Annotated in this window: 13 protein-coding genes; 7 read left to right on the forward strand and 6 right to left on the reverse strand. The window is 74.7% G+C overall.

Going from position 1 to position 15,986, the window contains the following annotated elements; genetic code table 11:
- Positions 1-95: 95 nt before the first annotated feature.
- Positions 96-2,219 (reverse strand): glycogen debranching protein GlgX, encoded by a 2,124-nt coding sequence (gene glgX, locus ACH5AR_RS15540; protein ID WP_396301903.1) that lies wholly within the window; start codon positions 2,217-2,219, stop codon positions 96-98.
- 513 nt (positions 2,220-2,732) lie between these two features.
- On the opposite strand from glgX, the gene ACH5AR_RS15545 reads away from it, so the two are divergent.
- From ACH5AR_RS15545 to ACH5AR_RS15555, 3 genes are all read left to right on the forward strand, one after another.
- Positions 2,733-3,923 carry an SAV2148 family HEPN domain-containing protein gene (locus tag ACH5AR_RS15545; RefSeq protein ID WP_396301972.1) on the forward strand — a complete coding sequence of 397 codons (1,191 nt, stop codon included), beginning with the start codon at positions 2,733-2,735 and terminating at the stop codon, positions 3,921-3,923.
- Positions 3,924-4,120: 197 nt separating this feature from the next.
- On the forward strand, positions 4,121-4,444 hold the full coding sequence (locus ACH5AR_RS15550; protein ID WP_396301904.1) for a hypothetical protein: 324 nt from the start codon (positions 4,121-4,123) through the stop codon (positions 4,442-4,444).
- Positions 4,445-4,727: 283 nt separating this feature from the next.
- The gene (locus tag ACH5AR_RS15555; RefSeq protein ID WP_396301905.1) at positions 4,728-5,429 is read left to right on the forward strand and encodes an exonuclease domain-containing protein; all 702 of its coding nucleotides are present in this window, start codon (positions 4,728-4,730) and stop codon (positions 5,427-5,429) included.
- A 620-nt stretch (positions 5,430-6,049) separates the two neighbouring features.
- Here the strand turns inward: ACH5AR_RS15555 and ACH5AR_RS15560 are convergent.
- Together ACH5AR_RS15560 and ACH5AR_RS15565 are read right to left on the reverse strand one after the other, a co-directional pair.
- Complete coding sequence (locus tag ACH5AR_RS15560) at positions 6,050-7,099, reverse strand: polysaccharide deacetylase family protein (protein WP_396301906.1); 1,050 nt, start codon at positions 7,097-7,099, stop codon at positions 6,050-6,052.
- A 170-nt stretch (positions 7,100-7,269) separates the two neighbouring features.
- A complete protein-coding gene (locus tag ACH5AR_RS15565) occupies positions 7,270-8,163 on the reverse strand; it encodes an aminoglycoside phosphotransferase family protein (protein ID WP_396301907.1) in 894 nt (297 codons plus the stop codon).
- A gap of 464 nt (positions 8,164-8,627) precedes the next feature.
- Here ACH5AR_RS15565 and ACH5AR_RS15570 point away from each other — a divergent pair, with 464 nt between their 5' ends.
- The 4 genes from ACH5AR_RS15570 to ACH5AR_RS15585 all read left to right on the forward strand — a co-directional run bounded on the left by ACH5AR_RS15570 (position 8,628) and on the right by ACH5AR_RS15585 (position 13,412).
- Complete coding sequence (locus tag ACH5AR_RS15570) at positions 8,628-10,814, forward strand: MMPL family transporter (protein ID WP_396301908.1); 2,187 nt, start codon at positions 8,628-8,630, stop codon at positions 10,812-10,814.
- Between the two features lie 297 nt (positions 10,815-11,111).
- Positions 11,112-11,318 (forward strand): cold-shock protein, encoded by a 207-nt coding sequence (locus tag ACH5AR_RS15575; RefSeq protein WP_030060364.1) that lies wholly within the window; start codon positions 11,112-11,114, stop codon positions 11,316-11,318.
- Positions 11,319-11,477: 159 nt separating this feature from the next.
- Positions 11,478-13,157, forward strand: a complete 1,680-nt coding sequence (locus ACH5AR_RS15580; RefSeq protein WP_396301909.1) for a DEAD/DEAH box helicase — start codon at positions 11,478-11,480, stop codon at positions 13,155-13,157.
- A 132-nt stretch (positions 13,158-13,289) separates the two neighbouring features.
- Positions 13,290-13,412, forward strand: a complete 123-nt coding sequence (locus ACH5AR_RS15585; RefSeq protein ID WP_396301910.1) for a hypothetical protein — start codon at positions 13,290-13,292, stop codon at positions 13,410-13,412.
- A 4-nt stretch (positions 13,413-13,416) separates the two neighbouring features.
- Here the strand turns inward: ACH5AR_RS15585 and ACH5AR_RS15590 are convergent, their stop codons facing one another.
- From ACH5AR_RS15590 to ACH5AR_RS15600, 3 genes are read right to left on the reverse strand one after another with little or no spacing between them, the layout of a single operon-like run.
- Positions 13,417-14,145, reverse strand: a complete 729-nt coding sequence (locus ACH5AR_RS15590) for a sirohydrochlorin chelatase (protein ID WP_396301911.1) — start codon at positions 14,143-14,145, stop codon at positions 13,417-13,419.
- Positions 14,146-14,155: 10 nt separating this feature from the next.
- Complete coding sequence (locus tag ACH5AR_RS15595; protein ID WP_396301912.1) at positions 14,156-15,091, reverse strand: ABC transporter permease; 936 nt, start codon at positions 15,089-15,091, stop codon at positions 14,156-14,158.
- Positions 15,078-15,881, reverse strand: a complete 804-nt coding sequence (locus ACH5AR_RS15600; RefSeq protein WP_396301913.1) for an ABC transporter ATP-binding protein — start codon at positions 15,879-15,881, stop codon at positions 15,078-15,080. Before ACH5AR_RS15600 ends, ACH5AR_RS15595 begins: the two co-directional genes overlap by 14 nt.
- Positions 15,882-15,986: the final 105 nt, after the last annotated feature.

Consider the following 15,986-nt stretch of genomic DNA (forward strand, 5'->3'; position numbering starts at 1 on the left):
TACTGATCCGAACAGGTGACCGCCCCGGCGCGTTCGGACAGCCGGGGCGGTCGCGGGGCGGTCCCGGGGCGGTCCCGTGACGGCCAGCGACGGCCCTACGCGGGCCGTTGCAGCACCATCAGCGAGCGGTCGGTGAGCCAGAGGCTGTCCCCGGCCTTGACCCGCGCCCCCGTGCCCGGCGCGGGCAGCCGGGGCAGGGCGGTGTCGACCACGACCCGCCACTCCCGGCCGTGGTCGGCGGGCACGGTGAACTCCAGCGGCTCGAAGTGCGCGTTGAACATCAGCAGGAAGGAGTCGTCGACGATCCGCCCGCCGCGCCGGTCCGGTTCGGAGATCGCGTAGCCGTTGAGGAAGACCGTCAGCGACTTGGCGTAGCTGGCGCCCCAGTTGCGCTTGGTCATCTCCTCACCCGTCGGGGTGAACCAGGCGATGTCGGTGAGGTCGTCGAACCCGCCGGAGGCGGACACCGGCCGACCGTGGAAGAACCGCCGCCGGCGGAACACCGGGTGGTCGCGGCGCAGCCAGATCATCCCCTGGGTGAACTCCAGCAGCTGCGCCTGCGGCCCGTCGCCCTCGGGCCAGTGCACCCAGGTCAGCTCGTTGTCCTGGCAGTAGGCGTTGTTGTTGCCCAGCTGGGTGCGGCCGAGCTCGTCGCCGTGCGAGAGCATCGGCACGCCCTGGGAGAGCATCAGGGTGGCGATGAAGTTGCGCTGCTGGCGCGCCCGCAGCTCCTCGACGGCCGGGTCGGTGGTGGGGCCCTCGACGCCGCAGTTCCAGGAGCGGTTGAAGGACTCGCCGTCCCGGTTGTCCTCGCCGTTGGCCTCGTTGTGCTTCTCGTTGTACGAGACCAGGTCGCGCAGGGTGAAGCCGTCGTGGCAGGTCACGAAGTTGATCGAGGCGATCGGGCGGCGGCCGTCGTCCTGGTAGAGGTCGGAGGAGCCGGTCAGCCGGGAGCCGAACTCGGCGAGGGTGGCGTTCTCGCCGCGCCACAGGTCCCGCACGGTGTCCCGGTACATGCCGTTCCACTCCGTCCACAGCGGCGGGAAGTTGCCCACCTGGTAGCCGCCCTCGCCAAGGTCCCACGGCTCGGCGATCAGCTTGGCCTGGGAGACCACCGGGTCCTGCTGGACCAGGTCGAAGAACGAGGAGAGCCGGTCCACCTCGTGGAACTGCCGGGCGAGGGTGGCGGCGAGGTCGAAGCGGAAGCCGTCCACGTGCATCTCGGTGACCCAGTAGCGCAGCGAGTCCATGATCAGCTGGAGCACGTGCGGGCTGCGCATCAGCAGGCTGTTGCCGGTGCCGGTGGTGTCCTCGTAGAAGCGCTGGTCCTGGGCGAGCCGGTAGTAGGAGACGTTGTCCAGGCCGCGCAGCGACAGCGTCGGCCCCAGGTGGTTGCCCTCGGCGGTGTGGTTGTAGACCACGTCCAGGATCACCTCGATCCCGGCCGCGTGCAGCGCCTTGACCATGGACTTGAACTCCTGCACCTGCTGGCCGCGGTCGCCGCTGGAGGAGTAGGAGGAGTGCGGGGCGAAGAAGCCGACGGTGTTGTAGCCCCAGTAGTTGGCCAGCCCCAGGTCCCGCAGCCGGTGGTCGCGGACGAACTGGTGCACCGGCATCAGTTCGATCGCGGTGACGCCGAGCTTGGCCAGGTGCTCGATCACGGCCGGGTGGGCCAGGCCCGCGTACGTGCCGCGGATCTCCTCGGGGATGCCCGGGTGCAGCCGGGTGAGGCCCTTGACGTGGGCCTCGTAGATGACGGTCCGGTGGTAGTCGGTGCGCGGCGGGCGGTCGGTGCCCCAGTCGAAGTACGGGTTGATCACCACCGAGTGCATGGTGTGCGGGGCGGAGTCCAGGTCGTTGCGGCGCTCGGGGGCGCCGAAGTGGTAGCCGTAGACCGACTCGTCCCAGTCGATGTGCCCGCTCATCGCCTTGGCGTACGGGTCCAGGAGCAGCTTGGCGCTGTTGTGCCGCTGGCCCAGGCCCGGGTTGTAGGGGCCGTGCACCCGGAAGCCGTAGCGCTGGCCGGGCTGGATGCCCGGGAGGTAGGCGTGCCGGACGAAGGCGTCCGTCTCGCGCAGTTCGACGGCGGTCTCGGAGCCGTCCTCGGCGATCAGGCACAGTTCGATCCGGTCGGCGCTCTCGGAGAACACCGCGAAGTTGGTGCCGGCCCCGTCGTAGGTGGCGCCGAGCGGGTAGGGCGTACCGGGCCAGACCTGCATGACTCTCCAACTTCCTTGCTGACGGCGGAAACTGACGTGTGTCCGACACATGCGCCCGACCTCCTGTCCGGGCTCGGACGCTCTCTTCCCGGCCGGGCGGCCGGGCATGTGCGGGACCGCGCGCCGTGACGCACGGCACAGCAGCCGTGACGCACGGCACAGCGCATACTCCCCGAGCCCGTCCCCGCGGGCCGGGAGATCCGGCCCGGGTTGGGCCGAACGAGCGTCCGCCGGGCATTCGTGTGAAGAGTGCCGCCGCCGACGGGTGCCGCCGACGGCGCGTGCGGCCGGGCCCCGGACATCCGGCTGCGAGCGGCCGGTGGCGGGCAGTATCCTTGATCGTCCGGCCGCCCCGGCCGACCCGGTGTTTGTCAACGACCTGTCAACGGCCCCCGCGCCCGTGGGGGTCAGCCGCAGATGAGGTGGCGCATGGTGTTCCCCGCTGGCGGCCGTGGCTCCGGGCCCGACGGCCCCGACCGGGGCGCGGGCCGCAGCGAGGCGCCCACGGTGGTCATGCGCCCCACCCTGACCGGCCGGGCCCTGGTGCCCGCCCAGGGCGGCCCGGTCGAGGTGCCCGCGCTGGCCTGGTCGGCCGGCGAGTGGGAGGACGCCTACCAGCGGGTCCGGCTGTCCGGCCGCGCCTACGTCTGGCTCAACCTCGTCGAACAGCGGCTGCGCGCCCTCGTCGACGAGGTGCTGCACCCCATCTACGCCCCCGCCCACGGCGAGGACTGGGTCACCGCCGCCGCCGGCCCGGCAGGCGAGGAGTGGGCCCACCGGGCCGGCGCCGTGCGCGAGGTCAGCCGCCGCAAGGGCTACCTGCTCGACCCGGCCGACGACGACCCGCTCGTCTTCCTCACCCTGCCCCAGCTGCGCGAGCTGATGGTCCAGCACTGGCCCTGCTTCGAGCCGTACCTGGCCGACCGGCGCGAGATCGAACTGGCGCTGGACGAACTGGAGGTGGCCCGGCACGTCGTCTCCCGCAACCGGGTGCTCACCCAGACCGTGCTGGCCCAGACCGAGCGGGCCGCCGCCCGACTGCTCGCCGTCCTGGACGGCGGCGCCGGCGGGGTGCCCGCCGACGTGGTCGAGTCCCTGGTGGCCGGCCGGTACGCCGACGTCGTCGCCGTGCACGCCGACCGCGTCCGCCTCCAGCGCGACCTGCCGGTCGAGGACCTGCTGGACGGCGCCCGGCGCCTGGACGCGCTCGGCATCGGCCTCGGCATGCTCTGCCAGAACTACACCGGCAAGCGCCTGGTGCGGCTGGCCGGCGAGGGCTGCCGGGTGCGGCTGCTCTTCCTCAACCCGGCGAGCAGCGCGGTACGCCGCCGCGAGCGCGAACTCGGGCTGGGGCGCAGCGAGTTGTCCCGCTCCATCGAGATGAACATCATGCACGTGCGGCGCGTGCGGGCCCGGCTGCGGGACCAGGGCGGCTTCGAGATCCGGGTCTTCGACGAGACCCCGCGCTTCACCGCCTACCTGGTCGAGGGCCCCCGCGCCGCCGGCCAGGCGGGCGGCCGCCGCCAGGGCCGCGACCTCGGGGTCGTCCAGCCCTACCTGCGCCGCGCCCGCGGCATGGAGTCCCCGGCGCTGGTGCTGCGCGGCGGCGCCGGCCAGCAGCCCGGCGGCACCGAGCCGGGGCTGCTGGAGGTCTACCGCGAGGAGTTCGAGGGCATCTGGGCCGACTCCCGGCCCGTCTCCTGAGAAGACCACCGCCCGGACGCACCCGGCCCGCCCCACCGCCGCCCACCGCGACGCCGAACCGGCCGACCGCCTCGGCGGCACCCGCACCGGCGCCCGCGACCCCGGGCCCGACCCCGGCGCCCACGACACCTGGACCGCCGCCACCACGACCCCCGGGGCCGCCCTGCTCCACGCGCTGATCGCGATCGTCGACACGAATGGTGACGAGCACCGCCGACCGCCACCGCGATTCCGGCGTGCTGCGGCCGGCCGGGACGGTGCGCCGGCAGACCACCGCGGTGGCCGCGCCGGAGGCCGTCCTGGTCGTCACCGCCGCCGCCCTGCCCGCCCTCGCCGCCACCGCGCCCACCCGGTACGGCACCACCGCGCTGCCCGACCACCGTGTCCCGGCCGGCCAGGCCACCGTCGCCCTGCGCCTGCCCCGGGCGCCGCTCGGCGCCGGCACGGCCCGGTGCCTGCTGCTCGCCGTCGCCTCCAGCGTCCTGCCCGACCGCGTCGCCCTCACCGCCCCGGCCCGCTGAGGCGGAGCGGGCCGGGGGAGACGGGCCCTCCGTGCTCCCACCGGTTCAGCACGGCCGCACCGGTCCGCGCCAGGCGCCTGACGGCGCGGCTGACGAGGGCCCGGCCCCTCGCGATGGCCGTGGCCGGGGCCGCGACCGGCGCCTCGGGCGGATCGGTGCTCGTCCCGGAGCTCCTCAGGCCCAGGGCGGGCGGGGCGCGACCAGGGTCCCCGCGGACCGGCTTGTCGGTGGGGCGGGTGATGATGGGGGCTGTTTCGAGAGGCAGGACGGAAGGACACACCTGATGAGCTGGTGGCAGCAGCCACTGGTCGGCTTCGACCTGGAGACCACGGGCACCGACCCGGCCGTGGACCGCATCGTCACGGCCGCGCTCGTGGACACGGTCGGGGCCGCCCTGGTGGGGGCCGCGCACTGGCTGCTCGACCCCGGGGTGCCGATACCCGCCGAGGCGGCGGCGATCCACGGGATCGGGGACGAGGTGGCGCGCAGCAAGGGCAGACCGGCGAAGGAGGCGGTGGAGGAGATAGCCGCCGCACTGTGCGAGCGGATCGCCGCCGGACGCCCGGTGGTGGCGTTCAACGCGCCGTTCGACCTGTCGCTGCTCGACGCCGAGCTGCGCCGGCACGGGCTGGCGACGCTCGACGAGCGCCTCGGCCGACCGGTCGGGCCGGTGCTGGACGCGCTGGTGATCGACCGCGCCGTGGACCGCTACCGCAAGGGATCGCGCACCCTGCAACGGGTCTGCGAGCTGTACGGCGTGGAGCTGACGGACGCCCACGAGGCGGGCAGCGACGCCCTGGCCGCCGTCCGGGTCGCCGTCGCGCTGGCCGGGCGCTACCCCACCGAGGTGGGCGCGGTGGAGCCCGCCGAGCTGCACCGGCGGCAGGTCGACTGGTACCGGCAGTGGGCCGAGGGCCTCCAGGCCTGGCTGCGCCGCGGCAAGGACCCGCAGGCGGTGGTGGACCCGCGCTGGCCCGCCCGGTGACGGCGCTGCGCCCGGCCCGTCCCGCCGGCCTGCCCGGCGCCCTCGCGCCCGCCGCGGAGGCCGGGCACCGGCCCGGCCTGCCGGAGGCCTGACCGGGCTGCCGCCGTGCGGTGCGCCGCGGCATCGAGCACGGCCCGGCCGCCGTCGCCGAGGACGTCGCGGGGCTGCCCGGCGCCCTGTCGCCGGGGCGGATGGCGCCCCGGCGCCCCGCCCTGCACCGGCTTGCGGTCGCGGGGGCCCTCAGGGCACCGGCGTCGGCCGGGCGCCGCTCCCGGACGCGCTGCGCTACCACGTCCGCGGCCCGGGCGCCGTCGAGCCGGCGACCTTCGGCGTGGACCTCCCGGCCACGGTCGCGGTAGGCGACCACCCCGGCGGCGAACAGCCGGCCGGCCGCCGCGCAGAGCGCCGGCATCAGCAGCGCCGCGAGCGCCCGGCCGAGGCCCAGTCGGGCCTCCAGGTAGGGCAGTCGCGGGTTCGACGGAGGGCCGGCGGTCATGCCCGGAGACGAGGGCGGCGGTTGTGACGGGCGGCGTGGGCGCCGGCCGTCCGGTCGGCGAACGAGGGGGGAACGTCCCCGCCGCCCGCTGCCCGGCCTCCCGTACCCCCCGCCCCCGACGGCCCTACGCCGCCGGGAAGTCGAAGGTGTAGCCCTGGGCGACCAGCCAGGGCAGCAGCTGCCGGAGCGCGGCCACCGTCTGGCTGCGGTCGCCGCCGCCGTCGTGCATCAGCACCACCCCGCCGGGCTTCAGCTGCTTCTGCACGGCCGCGACGATCGCCGGCGTCCCCGGCCGGGACCAGTCGCGCGGGTCCACGGACCAGCCGAGCGAGGACATCCCGAGGCCCGCGGTGATCTGCTCGTTGTCGGCGTTGAAACCGCCGCCCGGGGCGCGGAACCAGCCGATCTCGGTGCCCGGCCCGCCCGCCCGGAGGATCATGTCCCGGGCGGCGGTGATCTCGTACGCGGCCTTGTCGTGCGGGAGCTTCGCGAACGGCTGCGGGTGGTGGACGCTGTGGTCGCAGAGCCGGTGCCCGGCGGCCAGGATCCGCTTGACCATCGCGGGGTTGGCGGCGGCGTTCTGCCCGATCTGGCAGAAGGTGGCCTTGGCGTGGTACTGCGCCAGCAGGTCGAGTATCTGGCCGGTGGCCGGGCCGGGGCCGTCGTCGAAGGTGAGCGCGACGGTGCGCCCGCCGGAGGCGGTGGAGCCGATCACGGTGCCCGCCCCGGTGTGCGGGCGCGGCGCGGCGGGGGAGGACGGGTCGGCGCTCGGGGCCGCCGGGGTGGTCGGCGCGGCCGTCGCGGTGGTCGGGGTGGCGACGGGCGAGCCGGTGGCCGCGGACGGGCTCGGCTTGGTCGTCGCGGCCGGGGAGGGCGAGGAGGGGGCGGCGCTCGGCGAGCCCGCGCCGCCCGGCGGCACGGCGTCCGAGCCGGGGGCCGGGGCGCCGGTGCTCGCGGGCGCCCCGCTCGGCAGGGCGGTGGTCGCCGAGGGCGTCCCGGCCGCCGACGGCGTCCCGCCCGGCGCCGCCGCGCCGGGCGGCTGGAGCGCTCCGTCGGCCGTCCCGCACGCGGCCAGCCCCAGCGCGGCGGCGACCGCGACGCAGCCCACCAGCAGCCTGCGCCGGGTACGGGCGAGTCGGTCGGGGGTGGAGGGGCGGCGGGCGGTCCGGTGCATGGCGGCGGCTCCTGAGGTGCGAGTACGGTGCCGGTCTGTCGGGCAGGACGACTGTCCGACAGGACGCCGATCGTACGTGCGCCGGTTGCCGACCGGACCGAACCGCCGTAAGAGCCTTCTCACACTCGCCCCGGTGGCGCCCCGGCCCCGGCCCGGGTATCGGGGAGCCCTCAGAACGGGTACCAGCGCACCCCGGTGGCCCCGTCCCGCAGCGAGTCGACCCGCCGCCGGAACTCCTTCAGCGCGGCCGGGCTGCTGGCCGCCTGCTGCGCCACCCAGGAGGCGCTGGCGGTCTCCCGGGCGCCGCGCAGCACCGTGAAGCCGTGCCACTCGCGCACGTCCCAGCCGTAGGCCGCGGTGAACGCGTCGTACTCCTCGGCGGGCACGCCGTACCGGTCCTGGCTGAGCGCGAGGACCACCAGGTCGTGCTCGCGCAGGTCGTTGGCCATGAACTCCAGGTCGAGCAGGACCGCTCCGTCCGGGCCGATGTGGACGTTGCGCGGCAGCGCGTCGCCGTGGATCACCCCGGGGTGCAGCTGCGGGACGAGGTCGGGCAGGGCGGCCTCGAAGGCCGCGCGGCGGTGGCGCAGGAAGGCGACGTCGGCCGGGTCGACGTGGCCCTCGGCCGAGGCCAGCCAGCGTTCGACGGGGGCCAGCAGGTCACGCCGGCCGAGCGCGAAGGGCGGCGGCGGCAGCCGGTGCAGGGCGCGCAGCAGCGGGGCCAGGTCGACCGGACGGGCGGGCCGGACGGCGGGCGCGAGCCGGTGCCAGAAGGTGACGGGGTGGCCGTCGGCCAGCTGCGGTTCGGGCGCCACCGCGTCGTACGGGCGGACCACCGGCACGTCCTGCCCGGCCAGCCAGTGGGCCAGGGCCAGCTCGCGCCGCGCCCGGTCGTACAGCTCGGGGCCGCGGCCGACCTTGGCGACCACGGCCGGGTCGCCGAGGTCGAAGACGGCGTTCTCGCCGAGCGCGAGCAGCGTGGCCCCGTCGGGCGCGGCCAGCCCGGCCGCCGCGCAGGCCTGGGCGAGCAGCCGCCGGGCGCGGCCCTCGTCGAAGGGGGTCATGACTGGTGTTCCGTTCCGCCGACGTTCATCCGGGGGACCCCGGACGGTGATCATCATGACGCACGGGCGCCGGGGCCCGCGCGCTGCCCGCGCCCCCTCGCGGCGCCCTCCTCGGGGCCGCGGGTGGGGTTTCCCCTACCCCCGGACCCCGAGATCTCCTCCCAGGGGGTAGGGGATGCGCCTCCACCCTGAGGGGGAGATGACTCCACCCGGAGCACGAGGTCGACGGGGGTGCCTCCGGGAGACACTGGGCCGGGGCGCTTCGTGGCGGCCCGACGGGGGTTGAAGCACACGGGGGCTCCTTGCCGGGCGGCAAGCAAGTACTCGTAGGATGATGCCCCAGACCTACTTACCTGCCGACCGGCAAGGGTGTGCCCGCAGCATGCCCCGCGCCGGTCCTGCCGTCGCCCGGCGTCCCGTCCCCCAAGGGCTGCGGTGAACCATGCCCAGGAGGCATCACGAGCATGTTCCACCGACTCGGACAATTCGTCGTTCGCCGCCCCTGGTGGGTGATCGGCGCATGGCTGGTCGCCGCGGTCGCGATCATCGCGACCGCCCCGCCGCTGAAGGCCAACACCGACGAGGCGGCCTTCCTGCCCAAGCACTACGAGTCCATCCAGGCCTCGGAGCTCCAGCAGAAGGCCTTCCCGTCCAACATCTCGCCCTCCGCGCTGCTGCTCTTCGAGCGCACCGACGGCGGGACGCTGGACGAGGGCGACGCCGCGGCCATGGCCAAGGTCACCCAGGGCCTGACCGACAAGAAGATCCCCCTGGTCGAGATGGTCGTCCCGGTGTCCCCGGCGTCGTACTCCCAGGACCACAAGTACGCGATGACGCTGGTCTCCATCGACAAGACCAAGATGCAGTCGGACGAGTTCACCGACGCCGCGAAGAAGCTCCGCGACGAAGGCACCGCGCTCGCCTCCGGCAGCAACCTGAAGTACCAGGTCGGCGGCCCGGCCGCGATGAACCTGGACCAGAAGGACGCGGGCAAGACGGCCGGCATGCTGATCGGCCTCGGCACCGTCGTGATCATCCTGCTCACGCTGGGGATCATCTTCCGCAGCCCGATCATCGCGCTGCTGCCGATCCTCTCGGTGATCATCTACTCGCTGGTCGCCAACGGCCTCATCGCCGACGCCAGCAAGGTGTTCGGGCTCAAGGCCGACAGCTCGATGGAACAGATCCTCACCGTCGTGCTCTACGGCGTCGGCACCGACTACTTCCTCTTCCTGATGTTCCGCTACCGCGAGCGGCTGCGGGCCGGCGACGACCGCAAGCAGGCCGTGGCCAACGCGATCGGCCGGGTCGGCGAGGCCATCGCCTCCGCCGCCGGTGCCGTCGTGGTCGCCTTCGCCGTCCTCGTGCTCTCCAGCCTCGGCATGTTCAAGGCGCTCGGCCCCTCGCTGGCCATCGCGGTGGCCGTCACCGCCGTCGCCTCGGTCACCCTGGTGCCCGCGATCCTGTGCCTGATCCCCGAGAAGGTCCTGTTCTGGCCCTCCAAGGCCTGGCAGCGCGAGCCGTCCAACGCCCGCTTCGCGGCGATGGGCCGCGGCGTCGGCCGCCGTCCGGCCGCCGCCGCCGTGCTCTCCGGCCTCGTGATGGTCGGCCTCGCCGTCGCCGCGCTCAACTACCAGGGCACCTTCGACATGGCCGGCAGCTCGATGCCGAAGTCCAAGGAGTCGATGGTCGTCCAGGACACCATGATCAAGGCCTACTCGGCCGGTGCCGCCGACCCCGCCCACGTCTACCTGACCAGCGAGAACGGCAACCGGATCGACGTCGCCGGGCTCAAGGGCTACGTGGACGAGCTGGGCCGGGTGGACGGCGTGTCCAGCGCCGCCCTGCCCGACCCGGAGCACGGCATCAGCAAGGACGGGCTCACCGCCGACATCACCGTCGTCCTCAAGGACGAGGCGGCGAGCAACAAGGCCATCGACACCATCGGCGAGGTCCGCGAGGTCGCCCACGGCCACGCGCCCGCCGGCACCAGGGCCTACGTCGCCGGCACCACCTCCGTGTACAAGGACATCAACACGGCGATGGCCCACGACTACAGCCTGGTCTTCCCGATCGCCGCGGTGCTGATCATGGTGATCCTGGGCCTGCTGCTGCGCAGCGTGGTCGCCCCCTGGTACCTGATGGCCTCCGTCGGCCTCGGCTTCGGCGCCACCCTCGGCGCCACCACCCTGGTGTTCCAGAACATCAAGGGCGAGCAGGGCCTGATGTTCATGCTGCCGATCCTGATCTACCTGTTCGTGGTCGCGCTCGGCACCGACTACAACATCCTGATGATCGCCCGGCTGCGCGAGGAGGCCCGCGAGGGCCGCAGCCCCCGCGAGGCGGCCAGCCAGGCGATCCGCCACGGCGGCCCGACGGTGGCCGCGGCCGGCTTCATCCTGGCCGCGACCTTCGGCACGATGCTGCTGGCCGGGAACACCCTGATGAGCGAGATGGGCTTCTCGATCGCCATCGGCATCCTCATCGCGGCCTTCGTGATGGCGATGTTCTTCACCCCGGCGCTCACCGCGCTGCTCGGCCACCGCGCCTGGTGGCCCGGCCACGCGGACAGCCCCGGCCACGGCCACGGCGAGGGCCCGGCCCCGGTGGCCGGCGCCCACGGGGTGCCGGAGCCGGCCGGCCGGCGCTGATCCGACCGGTCCGCACGGACCAGGCGGCGCCCCGCTTCGGCGGGGCGCCGCTGCCCCTTTTCCGGAGCCGTCAAACGTGATCTCCGAAGCGGAAAAATCCCCGGTCAACCCCCGTTCCCCCGTGCTACAGTCGATGCAGTTGCAGTTTTGGTTCCCATGAACGTGGTGTGCGCCTGCTGGTTCCAACCGCCAGGCGCATTTGTTTTGTCCGGTGTTTCAGTCTCCGGATGGGGATCGCGGCTACACCGGGGACTCACGAGGTGTGGGTCCCTGATGCCCCAGTTAGAGGAGACGGTTATGGCTACCGGCACCGTGAAGTGGTTCAACAGCGAGAAGGGCTTCGGCTTCATCGAGCAGGATGGTGGTGGCGCCGACGTGTTCGCCCACTACTCGAACATCCAGGCTCAGGGCTTCCGTGAGCTGTTCGAGGGCCAGAAGGTCGAGTTCGACGTCACCCAGGGCCAGAAGGGCCCGCAGGCCGAGAACATCCAGATCATCGGCTGACGTCAGCTCCACGCTGACTCGCGATCATCGCGAAGCGGGGGCCCGCACCGCACGGTGCGGGCCCCCGCTCATGCCGCCGTACGGCCGGGGCGGCGCACTCTGCATCCGACGGCCGACCGAGCCCGCACCCCGGGCTGCCGACCGACGGACGGAGACCCCGTGACCACCCCTGCCCGCACCCCGCGCGAGCGCGGCCCCCGCACCACCGACCAGGCCCGCCGCACCGCCGGCGGCGACCGCCCGCGCAAGCCGCGCAACCGCGCCGGCGCCCCCCGGCAGGGCCGCCCCGCCGCCGTCCCCGAGGCCACCGAGTTCACCGTGGTCCAGGGCACCCCGGCCCGGCCCCCGGCGGCGTCCTTCGCCGAGCTGGACCTGCCCAAGGCGATCCTCTCCGCGCTCGGCCGCCAGGGCGTCACCGAGCCCTTCCCGATCCAGGCCGCCACGCTGCCCGACTCGATCGCCGGGCGCGACGTGCTCGGCCGCGGCCGCACCGGCTCCGGCAAGACCCTGGCCTTCGGCCTGCCGCTGCTCGCCCGTACCGCCGGGCGCCGCGCCGACGCCCGGCACCCACTGGCGCTCGTCCTGGTGCCCACCCGCGAGCTGGCCCAGCAGGTCACCGAGGCGCTCACCCCGTACGCCACCGCCGTCAACCTGCGGATCACCACCGTCGTCGGCGGCATGTCGATCAACCGGCAGGCCAACGCGGTGCGCCGCGGCACCGAGGTGCTGGTGGCCACCCCCGGCCGGCTGGACGACCTGATCGGGCGCGGTGACGTCAACCTCTCCGACGTCGCGATCACGGTCCTCGACGAGGCCGACCAGATGGCCGACATGGGCTTCCTGCCGCAGGTCAGCAAGCTGCTGGAGCAGGTCGCCGAGGGCGGGCAGCGGATGCTGTTCTCCGCCACCCTGGACCGCAACGTCGACCGGCTGGTCAAGCGCTTCCTGACCGACCCGGTCACCCACTCGGTCGATCCCTCGGCCGGCGCGGTCACCACGATGGACCACCACGTCCTCCAGCTGGACCAGGCCGACAAGGTCTCCGCCACCGCGCACATCGCCTCCCGCGACGGCCGCGTGATCATGTTCGTGCACACCAAGCACGGCGCCGACCGGCTGGCCAAGCAGCTGCTCGCCAGCGGCGTGAAGGCCGCCGCGCTGCACGGCGGCAAGTCCCAGCCGCAGCGCAACCGGGTCCTGGACCAGTTCCGGGACGGCCACGTCAGCGCGCTGATCGCCACCAACGTCGCCGCCCGCGGCATCCACATCGACGGCCTGGACCTGGTCGTCAACGTCGACCCGCCGGTCGACCACAAGGACTACCTGCACCGCGGCGGCCGCACCGCCCGGGCCGGCGAGTCCGGGACGGTCGTCACCCTGGTGCTGCCCGAGCAGCGCCGCGAGGTCAACCGGCTGATGACGGTGGCCGGCATCCGCCCGACCGTCACCAAGGTCCGCCCGGGCGACGCCGACCTGGCCAAGATCACCGGTGCCCGCACGCCCAGCGGCGTGCCGGTCACCCTCGCCGTGCCGGTCCCGGCCGAGCAGGCCGCGGCCGCCGCCGGTGCCGGTGCCGGTGCCGGTGCGGACAAGCCCGCCAGGTCCGGTGCCCCGCGCCGCCGGGCCGGCAAGCGCTCCGGGCTGCCCACCGACGTCGACATGAACGGCAACCCGCGCCGCCCCCGCCCCAAGCAGCGCCTCGGCGCCGCCGCCCAGAACGGCGACCGCCCGCAGGCGGCCGGCTTCATCGGCCGCTCCGCCGGCCGCGCCAAGCCCGGCAGCGGCAGCAAGTCCGGCTCCAACTACGGGACCGGCCGCCAGCGCCGCACGTTCGACTGATCCCCTTCCCCGGTGTCCGACGGGCCCCGCACCACCCTGCCGCGAGGGTGGTGCGGGGCCCGTCCGCGGTCCCGGGCCCGCCACCCGGGACGCCGGCACCACCCGGTACGGCGCCGGGCGCGGGAGCGGGGGGTGAAGCCGACGGCGATCATGCGGGAGTGGATCGAGGGTGCCATCGCGGACCTGGACGAGCCGGTTCCGCTCAGTGTGATCACGGCTGCCGTGGCCGAGTACCAGCAGCTCAAGGCGTCGTGACGGCTCAGGCGGTCAGCGCCCGGGGGGTGCGGGTGGCCCGCAGGGCCCGGTCGTAGCGGGCCAGGAGCAGGGCGGCGACCTCGGGGGCCGGGCCGAGGACGTCCGCGACCGTGTCGGCGCCCCCGGCGGCGGCCGCGATGCGGTCCGGCAGCAGGCCCGGGGCCAGCAGGTAGGGGGCGACGGCGGTGCGCCCGGCGCCGGCGGCGCGCAGGGCGGCCAGGGCGTCGGGGACGCGCGGGCCGGTGGCGGAGGCGTAGGCGACCTCGACGGCGGCCCAGCCGCGGGTGCGCCGCCACTCGGCGGCCACCGCGCGGGTCGCGGCGTCGGCGGCCGGGTCCGAGGAGCCCGCCGCCGCCAGGACCACACCCGTGGCGGCCCGCACGGCGGGGGAGGAGACGTCGAGCCCGGCCCCGGCGAGCCGGCGGTCGAGGGCGGCGAGCAGCAGGGGCGAGGGGCCGAGCACGTCCGCGACCGGCAGCCGGGAGCCGGACGCGCGCAGCGCCGCGGGGATGTCGTGCTTGGCGTGGAACGCCCGGTTGAGCAGCAGCGGCACCGCCACCGCGTCCGCCAGCCGTCCGACCACCTGCGGGATCCGCGGCGCGCAGTGGTCCAGGTAGGCGGTGGCGACCTCGGTACCGGGCCGCTGGGCCCGCACCTCCTCCACGAGCGCGGCCACCGTCGCGGCGTGGCGCGGGTCGCGGCTGCCGTGGGCGATCAGGAGGAGGGCGGGCATCAGCGGTGCCTCACTTGCCGGCGGCCAGCAGGCCGCGGTTGCGCAGGACCCGGCGCTCGACCGGGGTGAAGACGAGGAGCTCGATGGCGATGCCGACGAAGAGGATCAGGATGATGCCGAGCAGGACGCCGGACATGTCCGAGAACTCGCGCTGGTCCTCCAGGAAGCGGCCCAGGCCCCGGCCGAGGTCGGGGGAGGAGGCGACGAGCTCGGCGGCCATCAGGGAGCGCCAGGAGAAGGCCCAGCCCTGCTTGAGGCCGGCCAGGTAGCCGGGCAGCGCGGCCGGGATGAGGACGTGCCGGGCGCCGTTGAGGCCGGTGGCGCCGATGGTGCGCCCGGCCCGCAGGAACAGCGGGGGGACCTGGTCGATGCCGGCGACCAGGCCGTTGGCGATGGAGGGGACGGCGCCGAGCAGGATGACGGCGTACATCATCGAGTCGTTGATGCCGAGCCAGATGACGGCGGCGGGCACCCAGGCGACCGAGGGCAGTGACTGGAGGCCCTGGAGGACCGGGCCGATGGCGGTGCGCACCGGCCGGACGCGCGCGACGACCAGGCCGATCGGGGTGCCGATGACGACGGCGAGCAGGAAGCCGGACAGCCCGCGCCAGACGCTGGTCCAGATGACGGAGAACAGCGTGCCCTGGTACCAGAGGTCCTGGGCGGAGCGCCAGACGTCGGCGGGGCTGGGCAGCTTGTAGGAGGACGTGAGCTCCAGGCTGTACGCGCCCTGCCACAGCGCGAGCACCACCAGCACGCCGATCAGCGGCGGCAGGGCCTTGCTCCGCAGGGCCTCGCCGAGCGATCCGCGCTGGGCGGAGACGGCGTCGAGGGCGTCCAGGCCGGCGCCGACGCCGGCGGTGTCGCTCGCGCCCGGCGCGTTGCGGCCGGCCTCGGCGCGGCCGTCCTCGGTGTCCGCGACGGCGGTGGTGTCAGTGCTGGCCATGGCGACGGATCTCCCCACGCAGTTCTTCGGTGATCTCGATGGACAGGTCGGCGACGCCGGCGGACTCGATGCGGCGCGGCTGGGGCAGGTCGATGCGCCATTCGCGGGCGACCCGGCCGGGGCGGGAGGAGAGCAGGACGACCCGCTGGGCGAGGCGGACGGCCTCGCGGACGTTGTGGGTGACGAACAGGACGGTCAGCTGCCGCTCGGACCAGATCCGGGTGATCTCGTCGTGCAGCACGTCGCGGGTGATGGCGTCGAGGGCGGCGAAGGGCTCGTCCATGAGCAGGACCCTGCTGCCCTGGGCGAGGGCGCGGGCCATCGCGACGCGCTGGCGCATGCCGCCGGACAGCTCGTGGACGCGCTTGCCGTACGCGCCGCCGAGGCGGACGAGGTCGAGCAGGCGTTCGGCCTCGGCCCTGCGCTCGGGGCGGGCGACGCCGGCCAGCTTGAGGGCGAGTTCGATGTTCTTGCCGGCGGTGAGCCAGGGGAAGAGGGCGTGCTCCTGGAACATCAGCGCGGGGCGGCCGCCGGGGACCTCGATGGTCCCGGAGGTGGGCCGGTCGAGGTCGGCGACGAGGTTGAGCAGGGTGGACTTGCCGCAGCCCGAGGCGCCGAGCAGGGTGACGAACTCGCCGGGGGCGACGTCGAGGGTGATGTCGTCCAGGACGCGGGTCCGGGCGCCGGGGCGGCCGAAGGACTTGTGCACGTGCGAGATCCGGACGGCGGGCTCGCCGCCGGGGGCGTCGGCGCCGGGGGCGTCCGCCGAGGTGGTCAGTGCCGGGGTCATCCGGGCACCTCCTGCGTGAGTGGTCATGGGCCCGCCTGTCCGCCGGCGGGAGGGGGGAGAGGTCTGCGGGGCCGTGGCCCGGGCCCCGCCCGTCCCGGTGGGCAT

Source organism: Kitasatospora sp. NPDC018619, from assembly GCF_044391605.1.
Classification (GTDB): domain Bacteria; phylum Actinomycetota; class Actinomycetes; order Streptomycetales; family Streptomycetaceae; genus Kitasatospora.

Coding starts and splice junctions, on each gene's coding strand:
- glgX (WP_396301903.1), bottom strand. CDS start 2,219: ATGCAGGTCTGGCCCGGTACGCCCTACCCGCTCGGCGCCACCTACGAC.
- ACH5AR_RS15545 (WP_396301972.1), top strand. CDS start 2,733: ATGCGCCCCACCCTGACCGGCCGGGCCCTGGTGCCCGCCCAGGGCGGC.
- ACH5AR_RS15550 (WP_396301904.1), top strand. CDS start 4,121: ATGGTGACGAGCACCGCCGACCGCCACCGCGATTCCGGCGTGCTGCGG.
- ACH5AR_RS15555 (WP_396301905.1), top strand. CDS start 4,728: ATGAGCTGGTGGCAGCAGCCACTGGTCGGCTTCGACCTGGAGACCACG.
- ACH5AR_RS15560 (WP_396301906.1), bottom strand. CDS start 7,099: ATGCACCGGACCGCCCGCCGCCCCTCCACCCCCGACCGACTCGCCCGT.
- ACH5AR_RS15565 (WP_396301907.1), bottom strand. CDS start 8,163: ATGACCCCCTTCGACGAGGGCCGCGCCCGGCGGCTGCTCGCCCAGGCC.
- ACH5AR_RS15570 (WP_396301908.1), top strand. CDS start 8,628: ATGTTCCACCGACTCGGACAATTCGTCGTTCGCCGCCCCTGGTGGGTG.
- ACH5AR_RS15575 (WP_030060364.1), top strand. CDS start 11,112: ATGGCTACCGGCACCGTGAAGTGGTTCAACAGCGAGAAGGGCTTCGGC.
- ACH5AR_RS15590 (WP_396301911.1), bottom strand. CDS start 14,145: ATGCCCGCCCTCCTCCTGATCGCCCACGGCAGCCGCGACCCGCGCCAC.
- ACH5AR_RS15595 (WP_396301912.1), bottom strand. CDS start 15,091: ATGGCCAGCACTGACACCACCGCCGTCGCGGACACCGAGGACGGCCGC.
- ACH5AR_RS15600 (WP_396301913.1), bottom strand. CDS start 15,881: ATGACCCCGGCACTGACCACCTCGGCGGACGCCCCCGGCGCCGACGCC.